At 67.2% G+C, this 11,691-nt stretch carries 13 protein-coding genes; 9 read left to right on the top strand and 4 right to left on the bottom strand.

Annotated features, from left to right (window positions below; genetic code table 11):
- Nucleotides 1-5: 5 nt before the first annotated feature.
- Genes QTH86_RS06080 through mmsB form a run of 3 tightly spaced genes read left to right on the top strand, consistent with a single transcriptional unit; the run spans nucleotide 6 to nucleotide 3,236 of the window.
- Complete coding sequence (locus QTH86_RS06080) at nucleotides 6-1,160, top strand: acyl-CoA dehydrogenase family protein (protein ID WP_286645566.1); 1,155 nt, start codon at nucleotides 6-8, stop codon at nucleotides 1,158-1,160.
- Nucleotides 1,161-1,189: 29 nt separating this feature from the next.
- A complete protein-coding gene (locus tag QTH86_RS06075; protein WP_286645567.1) occupies nucleotides 1,190-2,305 on the top strand; it encodes an enoyl-CoA hydratase/isomerase family protein in 1,116 nt (371 codons plus the stop codon).
- 34 nt (nucleotides 2,306-2,339) lie between these two features.
- Nucleotides 2,340-3,236, top strand: a complete 897-nt coding sequence (gene mmsB, locus QTH86_RS06070) for a 3-hydroxyisobutyrate dehydrogenase (RefSeq protein WP_286645568.1) — start codon at nucleotides 2,340-2,342, stop codon at nucleotides 3,234-3,236.
- An 18-nt stretch (nucleotides 3,237-3,254) separates the two neighbouring features.
- On the opposite strand, the gene QTH86_RS06065 is transcribed toward mmsB, so the two are convergent.
- From QTH86_RS06065 to QTH86_RS06050, 4 genes are all read right to left on the bottom strand, one after another.
- On the bottom strand, nucleotides 3,255-3,647 hold the full coding sequence (locus tag QTH86_RS06065; protein WP_286645569.1) for an FHA domain-containing protein: 393 nt from the start codon (nucleotides 3,645-3,647) through the stop codon (nucleotides 3,255-3,257).
- Nucleotides 3,648-3,686: 39 nt separating this feature from the next.
- Complete coding sequence (locus QTH86_RS06060; RefSeq protein ID WP_286645570.1) at nucleotides 3,687-5,312, bottom strand: CHASE2 domain-containing protein; 1,626 nt, start codon at nucleotides 5,310-5,312, stop codon at nucleotides 3,687-3,689.
- The gene (locus QTH86_RS06055) at nucleotides 5,309-6,835 is read right to left on the bottom strand and encodes a M48 family metalloprotease (protein ID WP_286645571.1); all 1,527 of its coding nucleotides are present in this window, start codon (nucleotides 6,833-6,835) and stop codon (nucleotides 5,309-5,311) included. Before QTH86_RS06055 ends, QTH86_RS06060 begins: the two co-directional genes overlap by 4 nt.
- 124 nt (nucleotides 6,836-6,959) lie before the next feature.
- Nucleotides 6,960-7,307 (bottom strand): hypothetical protein, encoded by a 348-nt coding sequence (locus QTH86_RS06050; RefSeq protein ID WP_286645572.1) that lies wholly within the window; start codon nucleotides 7,305-7,307, stop codon nucleotides 6,960-6,962.
- A 252-nt stretch (nucleotides 7,308-7,559) separates the two neighbouring features.
- On the opposite strand from QTH86_RS06050, the gene QTH86_RS06045 reads away from it, so the two are divergent.
- The 6 genes from QTH86_RS06045 (at nucleotide 7,560) to QTH86_RS06020 (ending at nucleotide 11,669) form a co-directional block, all read left to right on the top strand.
- Entirely contained in the window at nucleotides 7,560-8,135 is a 576-nt protein-coding gene (locus QTH86_RS06045; protein WP_286645573.1) for a DUF3455 domain-containing protein, read from the top strand.
- Nucleotides 8,136-8,222: 87 nt separating this feature from the next.
- Nucleotides 8,223-8,789, top strand: coding sequence for a sigma-70 family RNA polymerase sigma factor (locus QTH86_RS06040; RefSeq protein WP_286646753.1), 567 nt, complete (start codon nucleotides 8,223-8,225; stop codon nucleotides 8,787-8,789).
- Entirely contained in the window at nucleotides 8,786-9,535 is a 750-nt protein-coding gene (locus QTH86_RS06035) for an anti-sigma factor (RefSeq protein ID WP_286645574.1), read from the top strand. Before QTH86_RS06040 ends, QTH86_RS06035 begins: the two co-directional genes overlap by 4 nt.
- A 21-nt stretch (nucleotides 9,536-9,556) precedes the next feature.
- The gene (locus tag QTH86_RS06030; protein WP_286645575.1) at nucleotides 9,557-10,384 is read left to right on the top strand and encodes an aspartate dehydrogenase; all 828 of its coding nucleotides are present in this window, start codon (nucleotides 9,557-9,559) and stop codon (nucleotides 10,382-10,384) included.
- 70 nt (nucleotides 10,385-10,454) lie between these two features.
- Complete coding sequence (locus tag QTH86_RS06025; RefSeq protein ID WP_286645576.1) at nucleotides 10,455-11,339, top strand: DUF6279 family lipoprotein; 885 nt, start codon at nucleotides 10,455-10,457, stop codon at nucleotides 11,337-11,339.
- A gap of 75 nt (nucleotides 11,340-11,414) precedes the next feature.
- Nucleotides 11,415-11,669 carry a hypothetical protein gene (locus QTH86_RS06020; protein WP_286645577.1) on the top strand — a complete coding sequence of 85 codons (255 nt, stop codon included), beginning with the start codon at nucleotides 11,415-11,417 and terminating at the stop codon, nucleotides 11,667-11,669.
- Nucleotides 11,670-11,691 lie beyond the last annotated feature (22 nt).

The following is an 11,691-nucleotide window of genomic DNA, read 5'->3' as shown; positions in this document are numbered from 1 at the left end:
GCTGCATGGACTTCGAACTTTCCGAAGAGCAGCGCGCCTTTGCCGAGACCGCCCGCGAATTCGCCGCCGCCGAATTCGCGCCGCATGCCGCGCGCTGGGACGCCGAGGCGTTCTTCCCCAAGGACGCCATCGCGAAGGCGGGCGAGCTGGGCTTCTGCGGCCTCTACGCGCCCGAACGCATCGGCGGCCTCGCACTGCCGCGGCTCGACGCCACGCTGGTGTTCGAGGAGATGGCGGCTGTCGACCCGTCGACCACCGCCTTCATCACCATCCACAACATGGCGACCTGGATGCTCGGCACCTGGGGCACCGAGGCCGTGTGCAAGGCCTGGGGCGAGGACCTCACGAGCGGGCGCAAGCTGGCGTCGTACTGCCTGACCGAACCCGGCGCCGGGTCCGACGCCGGCTCGCTCAAGACGCGCGCCGAGTTGCAAGGCGGCGAGTACGTCATCAACGGTGGCAAGGCCTTCATCAGCGGCGCCGGTGCGACCGACGTGCTGGTGCTGATGGCGCGCACCGGCGGTGGCGGTGCGGGCGGCATCTCGGCCTTCGCCGTGCCGGCCGATGCGCCCGGCATCAGCTACGGCAAGAAGGAACACAAGATGGGCTGGAACAGCCAGCCCACGCGCACCATCGCCTTCGACAACGTGCGCGTGCCGGCCGACCACCTGCTGGGCAGCGAAGGCGAGGGCTTCCGCATCGCGATGAAGGGGCTCGATGGCGGGCGCATCAACATCGCGACCTGCTCGGTCGGCGCGGCCCAGGGTGCATTGAACGCGGCGCGTGGCTACCTGCACGACCGCCAGCAGTTCGGCAAGCCGCTCGCGAGCTTCCAGGCGCTGCAGTTCAAGCTGGCCGACATGGCGACCGAATTGGTCGCGGCGCGGCAGATGGTGCGCATGGCCGCGAGCAAGCTCGATGCGGCGCACCCCGATGCGTCCACCTACTGCGCGATGGCCAAGCGCTTCGCGACCGATGCGGGCTTCACCATCTGCAACGACGCGCTGCAGCTGCACGGCGGCTATGGCTACCTGGCCGAGTTCCCGCTGGAGCGGCTGGTGCGCGACACGCGGGTGCACCAGATCCTCGAAGGCACCAACGAAATCATGCGGGTCATCGTCGCGCGAAAATTGCTCGAAGGCGACAGCGACATCCGCTGACCTCCACCACCCCGATCACCCCGTTGCCCATGACCGAACCCGTCGTTCTCTTCCAGGAAATTCCCACCGCCAACGGCCAGCGCTTCGGCGTGGCCACGCTCAACGCGCCGGCCTCGCTCAACGCGCTGTCGGTCGACATGGTGCGCCTGCTCACGCCGCAACTGCGCGAATGGGCGGCTGACGCCGGCATCGTCGGCGTGCTGATGGACGCCGCTGGCGAGAAGGCCTTCTGTGCCGGCGGCGACCTGCGCCAGCTTTACCAGACGCTGCTGGACTGCAAGGCCGAGCGCAACGAATACGCCGAGCGTTTTTTCGGCGAGGAATACGAGCTCGATTACCTGATCCACACCTTCCCCAAGCCCTTCGTCTGCTGGGGCCACGGCATCGTGATGGGCGGCGGCGTCGGCCTGATGGCCGGCTGCTCGCACCGCGTGGTGACCGAGGGCAGCCGCGTCGCGATGCCCGAGGTCAACATCGGCCTGTACCCCGACGTCGGCGGCAGCTGGTTCCTGCGCCGCACGCCGGGCTGCACCGGCCTGTTCCTGGCCTTCACGGCGGCGCAGGTGAATGCGGCCGATGCCATCTTCATCGGCCTGGCCGACGTGCTGGTGCCGCATGCCGCCAAGGCGCAGGTGCTGGAGGCGATCACGACCGCCGGTTGGAAGGGCACGCCCGACGCCGACCGCGCGCTGATGTCCAGGCTGCTGGCGCAGGCGGGCGAGGGCGCGGCCATGCCCGCGTCGAAGCTGCGCGAGCACTTCGACCTCATCAACGCCACGCTGGCGGGCGAGGACCTGCTGGTCATCGACCAGCGCCTGCGCGCGCTGCAGAGCGACGACCCGTGGCTGCAGACGGCGGTCAAGACCTACGCCAAGGGCGCGCCGAGCTCGGTCGCGCTGTCGTGGGCGCTGTGGCAGCGCGTGCCGCGCATGTCGCTGGCCGAGGTGTTCCGGCTCGAGTACTGGGCGTCGCTGGGCTTCTGCGCCCATGCCGACTTCGCCGAAGGCATCCGTGCGGTGCTGGTCGATAAGGACCGCAACCCGAAGTGGAACCCGGCGACGCTCGCCGAGATCACGCCGGCCTTCGTCGAGGACCACCTGCGTGCGCGCGGCGAGATGGCGCCGGAACTTGTGTCGCTGGCCTGAGCCGCTACCTTTCAAAAACAACGGAGACAAGACAATGAAGATCGCATTCATCGGCCTCGGCAACATGGGCGGCCCCATGGCCATGAACCTGCACAAGGCCGGCCACACGCTCAGCGCCTTCGACCTGTCGAAGGAGGCCTGCGCGAAGTTCGCGGCCGAGGGCCTGCCGATCGCCGCGTCGGCGGCGGCCACGCTCGACGGCGCCGAGATCGTCATCAGCATGCTGCCGGCCAGCGCGCATGTCGAAGGGCTCTATCTGGGCAGCGACGGGCAGCCCGGCATCCTGGAGAAGATCGCGCCCGGCACGCTGGTGATCGACAGCAGCACCATCGCCGCCGCCACCTCGCGCAAGGTCGCCGAAGCGGCCGCCAAGAAGGGCGTGGCCGTCATCGATGCGCCAGTCTCGGGCGGCACCGGCGGCGCCATCGCCGGCACGCTGACCTTCATGGTCGGCGGCAGCGAGGCCGACCTCGAACGCGCGCGGCCCGTGCTCGAGAAGATGGGCGCCAACATCTTCCACGCCGGTGCGGCCGGCGCGGGCCAGACCGCCAAGATCTGCAACAACATGCTTCTGGGCATCCTGATGATCGGCACCTCCGAAGCCATCGCGCTGGGCGTGGCCAACGGGCTCGACCCGAAGGTGCTGTCGGAGATCATGCGGCGCAGCTCGGGCGGCAACTGGGCGCTGGAAAAGTACAACCCGCTGCCGGGCGTGATGGAGACGGCGCCCGCGTCCAAGAACTATGCGGGCGGCTTCGGCACCGACCTGATGCTCAAGGACCTGGGTCTGGCCCAGGAGAACGCCGCCGCGGTGCGCGCGTCGACCCCGCTGGGCGGCCTGGCGCGCAACCTGTATGCCGCGCACAGCCTGGCCGGCCACGGCGCGCTGGATTTCTCCAGCGTGATCAAGATGGTGCAGAAGAAAATCTGACCGGCTCGGGGCACCGCGCTACTCGGTGTCCTTCGATTCCTGGTTCGGCGGCAGGCGCCAGCCGGGAACCGAGGGCATCGCCTCGGCCACGATCTGCTCGTCGCTGGCGCCTTCCCAGGCGAAGTGCACCGTCGAATCGCCGACCGTCAAGACGTCGCCATCCGTCAGCGGCTCCTGCACCAGTTTGCGGCCATTGAGCCAGACGCCATTGGTGCTGCCCAGGTCCTCGATGGTCACGAAGGCATGCTCCACCGTGATGGCCGCATGCACGCGACTGACGCGGCGGTCGTGCACCACCACCCTGTTCGTTGGTGCGCGGCCGAGGGTCGAGCGGCCCGCGGGCAGCACATGCACCTCGAACAGGCCCGACGGCAGAAGGATGGCAAGTGTGGGTAGCTTGGCGCCGCTCATGCCTCGATGATCGCAGCAAAGTGTGTCGATTGCTGTCAGTCAGGTGCGATGTGTGGTGGCGGCACATTCAATGTCGTCGGATCCATGTTTGGCGCGCCGCCGCGCCCATTCCTCCCAGGGATTGTTCTTCGCGAGCGAATGGAACCAATCACAACCGCGCACGGCAATGGTTTCACCCAGATGAAGGAAGTGAGCGAGGAAGGGAAACAGCACGTACTCCAGCATCGAGAGTGGGCCCTGGTCGAGCCACCGGTAGCCTAGACAGAAGATCAGGGCGACGAGGGCGATGTTCACGCTAAAGAAGCCTAGTTTTCCCAGTAGGCGTTCCCGTCGGTAGCTGTTTGCACCGCTTCGTGGCGCGCCCAGCACGATCAGCGGTATCGCGAGCAGAAAGAGGGTGGCCTTGCCCATGCGGCTCTGCCACTTTCCCAACGTGATGGACTGCGGCAGCTCCGCTTCCGTGAAGTAGTGCTTCCACACTGTCAGGATGACCACGATGGCGATCACGCTGATGATGACGAACAGGCTGCCAGGGCTTAGCGGATCGTCGGCCTTGAACTCGCCCGACTGCTTGTAGCGCCCGTCGAAGGTGATGAGGTTGTCGAGCGCCATGGCGTGCGCATGAACGCCGGGCAGCACACCGTTGACCGGTGAAACGATCTTGTCGGCGGCGCCGACGATATCGGCGCCGAGGAACACGATCTTGTTGGCGATGGCATCCGTCACCTCCGCGTCGGAAAAGCCGCGTCGATTGAAAGAGCGCAGGGGAAAGACGCGCAGGAACGGGCAAGGTGCCAGTCGCGCCTCGTCCTTCTTGCCATCAAGAAGGCTTTTCATCAATCCGCTACCCGGCAAGGCCTCCCACAAGGGTATGCCGTTGCGGCAAGCTGGCTCGTACGTCGGATCAGCATTTCCTTCCGTGCCCCGCCGGATCCGGATCATCGATTCGAGATTCGTGGGAAAGGAGCGTGTCGGCCAGATCAGGGCCATCGGTTCGCTGGCGTCCGCCGGGCACCGGTGCTTCCATTCGTCGCAGAAGATGTCGAAGGCAGCAGAGCGGAGCCCGGCCGGCCGCGTCCCCTCGCTCTTGATGGCGGTCGGGTATTCCCATTGCGACTGGTCATACTTGTCCCAGCTGATCTGTGCGTTGACTTTCTTGGCACAGGGTTCGAAGGGCGGGCGCTCGGACCGGCGGAAGAGCTGCAACTCGATGGCCGAGTCCAGTGACCCATCGTTGACGGACGCGATGTAGATCGTCGTGTCTCCGCGTCGCTTACAGATCACCTCCTGCAAGGCCTGGATCTCTGAAGGCGCGGCGTCACGTCTAAGAAGCAGGTCGATGAAGATCGCCTTCGGCTTTTTCTGCAATACCGCATCCAGCCGTCGAGCCAGAAAGTCGTACTTCAGCGGCCATTTTTCCCCGAAGGTCTTCAGGTCCAGATCGTCGATGGTCAGGATCGTGATCATCCCCTTGGCCCCATCGCTGTAGGCCGGTGTGAGCGCCGGCGCCACGGAACGCATCACGGCGCGCTTGAGGATCTCTTCCTCGGGCATCTGTTGCGTCAACCATGCCAGGAACAGGCCTGTGATCACCGTGACGATGGCCACCCAGGCATCCCATTGCCAGCTTCGCCGTTTCCAGAGAGTGCCGGTGGGCGCCGTCATTTCTTCAGGGCCTTTTCGCAGGCAAGACGCATCTGCGCCTGTTTTCGGCGGCATTCGACAAAGACAGTGGCGGCTTCGTCCTTCATTCCATACCGCATGTACAGGCTCACCAGACGTGGATAGGCCGAGGGCGCGTTGCTGAACCTGCTCAGTGCATTGCGGCCGATCTCGGCAACAGCGGCCTTCTGGTTGCGGCCACCATAGTAGGCGGCTGCAGAGTCGAAGGGTTCCCAGGTCGGCTCGGGCGCCGCGAGGCTGCGCCGCAGTACCTGCTCGTTGCCCACGCCGCTGCCACCGCCGCGCTGCGCCTCGAACAACAGGTAGTTGGGCAGGGCGTGCGACGAGATCACGCCGCCGCCCGTCAAGCGGCGCAGCGTGGGCAGTGCCTGCGCGAATTTTCGATCGACGATCTGGTTGCGTGCCACGAAGGCTTCGCGGTAGCCATCGACCGTGGCCTTGACGTCGCGCTGCTGCATGAACTGCGTATAGGGCGTTACCGTGGCTCGACGCGCAACCGTTGAATCGGCGTGGACCTTGTCCAGGTAGACATTGATCTCCTCCAGCCGCTTGCTGCCGTCATCGTGCGAACGCGCCAATTCCTCGAGCACGTCCTTCATCGCACCGTCAAGTGCCATCTTGGCCGAACTGTCGATACGACCTTGGCTCGCCAGTGCTTCCATACTGGCCTGCCGCTGGGCGGCCAGTTCGGCGCGCAGCTTGGCTTGCTGTGCATCCCATTCCGCTACTTTGTCCAGCCAGGGCAAGGTGCCATCGGCCACGCTATAGCCCACCTTGATCATCAGATCAACGCCCAACCGGTCCGCCTCGGCTTCCTGCCGCCGCCCCCACGCCGGTTGCAGCGCCCGGTCGTTGAGCTTGACCAGCAGCAGCATGCGATCGAGCGTTTCCTGCTGGCCCGACGTGTAGGGTTTGGTGGGCGCGTTGTTGCCGGAGACCACGTTCTCCAAGGTGTTCTTGAGCAGCGCGCTGTCCTCGAAGAAGGACATCATTTCCTTCTGCTTTCGACCGATCCAACTGCTGTCGTGGTGGTGTAGCAGAACATGGCTGAGCTCATGCGCCAGCAGGGCGGCGAGTTGGTCCTCGTTCTGCAGATTTCGCAGGTAACCCAAGGACACGAAGATGTTGCCGTCGGGCGTGGCGCCGGCGTCGAGCTGGTCGTTGGCAACGACGAACACCTTGCCGGGCACGTTCGTCACGCCGCTGGCCGCCTTGAGCTTGTCGAGCACCTGGTTGGCGTAGGCCGTGGCGGCGGGCAGCGGCACCAGGCCGTGGCTCACGCGCTTGTCATTGATGTCGATCTCGTCGCCGATGGCTTCGTTGGACGGCTCGTAGGCGCCCGGCTTCAGGCGCGAGAGCATCGGCTTGCTGTCGAGGCCGCCCAGCACGTTCGACAGCGCTTCCCTGCCGCGGTCCAGCAGACTCGGCTCGTTTGCAGGACCAGTCCCAGAGCCGGAGGGCGCAGCGCAGCCCGCTAGGACAGCCGCAAGGGCCGCCGACACCATGAACGCAAGACGCATCTCGGGAACTCCTCGACTTCGTTGTTCTTGGCGTGGCACAGCATCCGCCCAAGGGATTCAAAAAAAAGAGATGGGACGACTCCCGCCGCGAGCGAGCGTTTGTGCGTTTTCAGCGCTTCTTGACGCAACCCTCGTTTGCGTTCAGCGTGGCGCCGGCGTGCATCGTCGGCCCCACGGTCGAGCACATCTCCTGCACGTTCAGATTCCCTTTCTGCTGCACGTCGCGCTTCGACACCCATGCGTCGGCGTTGCCGACCTTGATGCGAAACCGCTGACCATCGGGAGACTCTTCGAATACGCGGAGGGGAAAGTTCCCAGCAGGAATCTCAAGGCCCCGTTCGCTGCCCTGAGCCTGCTTGAAGGTCTGGACGGGCTTGCCGACGCTTCTCGGGACGATTTCAGTCGGAACGAACGTGGGGTCCAGCGCCGCCGCAGACCCACCCGCCATCGCGAGCACCAGGAGAAAAGTCCGCGGTCTCATGCGTGCACCCCATTTCTGGAAGAGGTCTGAAGTTGAAAACTATTGTTTCCAAGGGATGCCGGGCTGCAATCACCACTTTTGATGAAGGCGGCAGGGTGGCTCGGACCGGGCCAACCCAGTGCGAAATATTTCTTTCGGCCCCTGCATCCAAAAGCCGCTCCCGCGGGTAGTACCTGCAGCAGCAAGACGCTGCGCACCCGCAACTGCAACCACTTCGAAGGAGCTCCCATGCAAGCACTGATCTCATCCCGTACCCTGGCCGTGTCCGCCATCGCCGCCTCGGCTGCCGTCCTGGCCGCCTGCGGCTCGATGGGCCCGAGCATGCCGATGTCGACGTTCTCGCAGGCCAGCCTGCCGCCGAGCATCCAGGTGCCGACGGGCAACAAGGTCGCGCTGGAAACCGTGGGCGTGGGCGACATCACCTACGAATGCCGCGACAAGGCCAACATGCCCGGCCAGACCGAGTGGGTCTTCGTCGGCCCCAACGCCGTGCTGAACGACCGCATGGGCAAGCAGGTCGGCAAGTACTACGGCCCGCCGGCCACCTGGGAGGCGATGGACGGCTCCAAGCTGACCGCCACGCAGCTCGCCGTCGCACCCTCGGGTCCGACCAGCCTGCCGTACCAGCTGGTGAAGGCCAACCCGGCGATGGGCATGGGCGCCATGACCGGCGTGACCTACATCCAGCGCGTGGCCCTCACCGGCGGTGTCGCCCCCGCGTCGATGCCTTGCACGCCGATGACCAAGGGCCAGAAGGCGACCGTGAAGTACCAGGCCGACTACATCTTCTGGAAGGCGGCGTAAAGCGCGCCAGCGCGGGGCAGGGGCCTTGCGGGGAAACGGGGAGGGCTCGACTACCATCCGGGCTCCCACCGTTCCACCCCGGGCCTCCTGTTGCCAGCTCCCGACGATTTCGATTACGACGCTGCACTCGCCGCCTGCGCCCAGGGGCAGTCCCAGGCGCTGGCGCAGATCTACGCGCGTGAAAGCCGCTACCTGCTCGGCGTGGCGCTGCGCATCGTGCGCCAGCGCCAGCACGCCGAAGATGTGCTGCACGACGCCTTCGTCGCCATCTGGCAGCGCGCCACCACCTTCGACGCCGCGCGCGGTGCGGGCCGAGGCTGGATCTACAGCGTGGTGCGCAACACGGCGCTGAACTGGGTTCGCAACCACGCGCGCGACGTGCCGGTCGACGAAGAGTCCGGCGCGGCGCTCGAAGACGAGATGGCGGTGCAACACCATGCAAGCACACGCGATGCTGGCGAAACCCGTGTCGACCTCGGTCGGCTCGACGGCTGCCTCGAGCAGCTGGAGCCGGGGCGGCGGGAATGCATCGTGCTCGCCTACGTCGATGGCTGCTCGCACGGCGAGATTGCCGAACGCACCCACACGCCGCTGGGCACGGTCAAGGCCTGGATCCAGCGCGGCATGCGCGCCTTGCGCGATTGCATGACATGAACCCGAACACACCCACTTCATTGCCGGACGACGACGACCTGCAGTCGCTGGCGGGCGAGTACGTGCTCGGCACCCTGTCGGCCGCGAAGCGGCGCGAGGTCGAGGCGCGCATGGCCGGCGAGCCGGCGCTTCGCGACGCGGTCGATGGCTGGGAGCAGCGCCTGCACCCGCTGACCGCCTTGGCCGAGCCGGTCGAACCGTCGCCCACGCTGTGGGCACGCATCGAGCGCAGCGTGGCGCCGCAGACCTCGGCCGCGGCCGACAGCGTCAAGCGTGCGGCGACCGGCGTGCAGACCTGGTGGAACAACCTGAACCTCTGGCGCGGCCTGGCCGGCACCGGCTTCGCGGCCGCGGCGGTCCTCGCGGCCGTGCTGGTGGTGCGCATCCAGACGCCGGCCACGCCGCAGTACCTGGTCGTGCTGGTCGCGCCGCAGGACAAGGCACCCGGCTGGGTGGTGCAGACCGGCGGTCGCCAGCAGGAACAGCTGAGCCTCATCCCGCTGGGCACGGTCGCCGTGCCGGCCGACAAGTCACTGCAGTTCTGGACCAAGGCCGACGGCTGGCGCGGGCCGGTGTCGCTCGGTCTGGTGCAGCCGGGCCGCGCGCTGCGCGTGCCGATCGAGAAGCTGCCACCCTTGGAGCCCAACCAGCTCTTCGAGCTGACGCTGGAGCCGGCCAACGGCTCGCCGCTGGACCGGCCGACCGGGCCGATCCAGTTCATCGGGCGCGCCGTCAAGGTGATGTAGCCCCGTTCCACGCTGCGCCCCATGACACGCTCCAACACCCCCACACGCGTCGGCCTGATCGGCTTCGGCGCCATCGGCCGCTCGGTGGTCGACGCCTGGTCCACGACGCCCGTGCGCGGCCACACGCTCGCTGCGCTGCTCGTGCGCGACCACCAACGCGACGAGGCGCTGCGTGCAGTGCCACCCGGCGTGGCCGTGTGCACCGACATCGCCTCATTCCTGGCGGCCGACCTGCAGCTTGCGGTCGAAGTGGCCGGGCACGGCGCGGTGATCTCGCACGGCGAACGCCTCCTCGCCGCCAGCGTCGATCTCGCGCTGATTTCCGTCGGCAGCCTGGCCGACGACGGCTTCCGCGAGCGCCTCGCACAGGCGGCCACGCAGGGCGGCAGCCGGCTGCTGCTGCCCATCGGCGCGATCGCCGGGCTCGACGGCCTGCTGGCATTGCGGCGCGCCGGGCTGTCGTCGGTGAAATACACGTCGACCAAGCCGCCCGCGTCGTGGAAGGACACGCCTGCCGATGGCCCCTTCGACCTCGACGCGCTCACCGAGCGCACCGTGATCTTCTCCGGCACGGCGGCCGACGCCGCGCGGCTCTACCCGAAGAACGCCAATCTGGCCGCCGTCGTCGCGCTGGCCGGCCTGGGCTTGCAGAAGACGGTGGTCGAACTCGTCGCCGACCCGGCGGCGACTGGCAACTCGGGCCTCATCGAGGCCGCCGGGCCGTCGTCGACGCTGACGGTGAAGGTCGCCGGCGCCAGCGCCGCGTCGAACCCCAAGACCTCGCAGATCACCGGCATGAGCGTGCTGGCGGCGCTGGACAACCGCGGCAGCGCCATCGCGTTCATCTGAGGCGCTCCGGCAGTCGAAAGCGCGCGCCGCCTACAGGCCGGAAGGGCACGCCTGCGCGGATACTGGCGTGATGCGACTGCCCATCACCTGTGCTGCCACCCTGGCCAAGTTCGGCTGCGCCGTTGCGCTGGGCGCATTGCTGCTCGGTTGCAGCGCCGTCAAGCTGGCCTACAACAACCTGCCGGAATTCGGCTACTGGTGGCTCGACAGCTACGTCGATTTCAACGGCGCGCAATCGCCGCGGGTCAAGGAGCAGCTCGCGCAACTGCTCGAGCGCCACCGCCGCACCGAGCTGCCCAAGCTGCTGGCGCTGGTCGAGAGGGCCGAGCGCCTGGCGGTGGCCGACGTGACGGCGGCCCAGGTCTGCGCGGCCAGCGACGAACTGCGCGACAGCCTGCTCGCCACCGCCGTCGACGTGGCCGGCCCGGGCGCCGAACTGGCCCTGGGCCTGGGCGATGCGCAGTTGCAGCACATCGAGGTCAAGTACGCGAAGAACAACGCCGAGTACGCGAGCGACTGGCTCGAGCGCAGCGTCGAGGGGCAGCATCGCAAGCGCTACGACACCTTCCTCGAACGCAGCGAAGACTTCTACGGCACGCTGGACGACGCCCAGCGCGCGCTGCTGCGCCAGATGGCCGACCGGTCGATCTTCGATCCGCGGCGGGTCGACGCCGAGCGGCGCCAGCGCCAGCGCGAATCGCTGGCGCTGCTGCGCCGCTTCGCCAACAGCGCCGCCCGGCCGCCCGAGGTTCAGGCTGCGCTTGTGGCCTACGCCCGGCGCATCGCCGACCCGCCGCCCGGCCCCTGGCGCGACCACCAGCAGGCCTTGCTGCAGGAAAGCTGCAACAACATTGCCCGGCTGCACAACGCCACGCGCCCCGCGCAGCGGGAGCAGGCGGTGCGGCGGCTGCAGGCCTATGCGCAGGACATCCGGGATCTGATCGCGGCGCATTGAGCATGCCGTGGTGCAGGTCGTTGCGGTCGGCCAACACGCGGGTTGGTGTCATATGGGCTGGTCACAATGCCGGCCATGGCACGCCGACTTCTCTCCCTCGCCCTCACGGTGGATCAGCACGACAGCGGCGACTATGCGTGGCGGATTCTCGAATCGCCGGACCATCTCGCGGAATTCGAACCGCTGGTCGAAGGCGCACTGCCCCATGCCACCTACATCGATGCGCTGAAGGCGGGGTGCGACGCCCTTCTAGCCCTGTGCGAAGACCCGCTGGTGGGGCCGATGGAGGACGCGATGCCCGATGAGTTCCAGGGGGACGACGATCTCTGACGGGTTTGGCGAGGGGCCTGGT

It is taken from the genome of Variovorax sp. J2L1-78, from assembly GCF_030317205.1.
GTDB classification, from domain to species: Bacteria; Pseudomonadota; Gammaproteobacteria; order Burkholderiales; family Burkholderiaceae_C; genus Variovorax; species Variovorax arabinosiphilus.
The sequence above is the reverse complement of the archived record's forward strand: the minus strand, read 5'-3'. Positions and strand labels throughout refer to the sequence as shown.

Excerpts from the sequence above, each read along its gene's own strand:
- QTH86_RS06080 (WP_286645566.1), top strand. The coding sequence starts at position 6 with ATGGACTTCGAACTTTCCGAAGAGCAGCGCGCCTTTGCCGAGACCGCC.
- QTH86_RS06075 (WP_286645567.1), top strand. The coding sequence starts at position 1,190 with ATGACCGAACCCGTCGTTCTCTTCCAGGAAATTCCCACCGCCAACGGC.
- mmsB (WP_286645568.1), top strand. The coding sequence starts at position 2,340 with ATGAAGATCGCATTCATCGGCCTCGGCAACATGGGCGGCCCCATGGCC.
- QTH86_RS06065 (WP_286645569.1), bottom strand. The coding sequence starts at position 3,647 with ATGAGCGGCGCCAAGCTACCCACACTTGCCATCCTTCTGCCGTCGGGC.
- QTH86_RS06060 (WP_286645570.1), bottom strand. The coding sequence starts at position 5,312 with ATGACGGCGCCCACCGGCACTCTCTGGAAACGGCGAAGCTGGCAATGG.
- QTH86_RS06055 (WP_286645571.1), bottom strand. The coding sequence starts at position 6,835 with ATGGTGTCGGCGGCCCTTGCGGCTGTCCTAGCGGGCTGCGCTGCGCCC.
- QTH86_RS06045 (WP_286645573.1), top strand. The coding sequence starts at position 7,560 with ATGCAAGCACTGATCTCATCCCGTACCCTGGCCGTGTCCGCCATCGCC.
- QTH86_RS06035 (WP_286645574.1), top strand. The coding sequence starts at position 8,786 with ATGAACCCGAACACACCCACTTCATTGCCGGACGACGACGACCTGCAG.
- QTH86_RS06030 (WP_286645575.1), top strand. The coding sequence starts at position 9,557 with ATGACACGCTCCAACACCCCCACACGCGTCGGCCTGATCGGCTTCGGC.
- QTH86_RS06025 (WP_286645576.1), top strand. The coding sequence starts at position 10,455 with ATGCGACTGCCCATCACCTGTGCTGCCACCCTGGCCAAGTTCGGCTGC.
- QTH86_RS06020 (WP_286645577.1), top strand. The coding sequence starts at position 11,415 with ATGGCACGCCGACTTCTCTCCCTCGCCCTCACGGTGGATCAGCACGAC.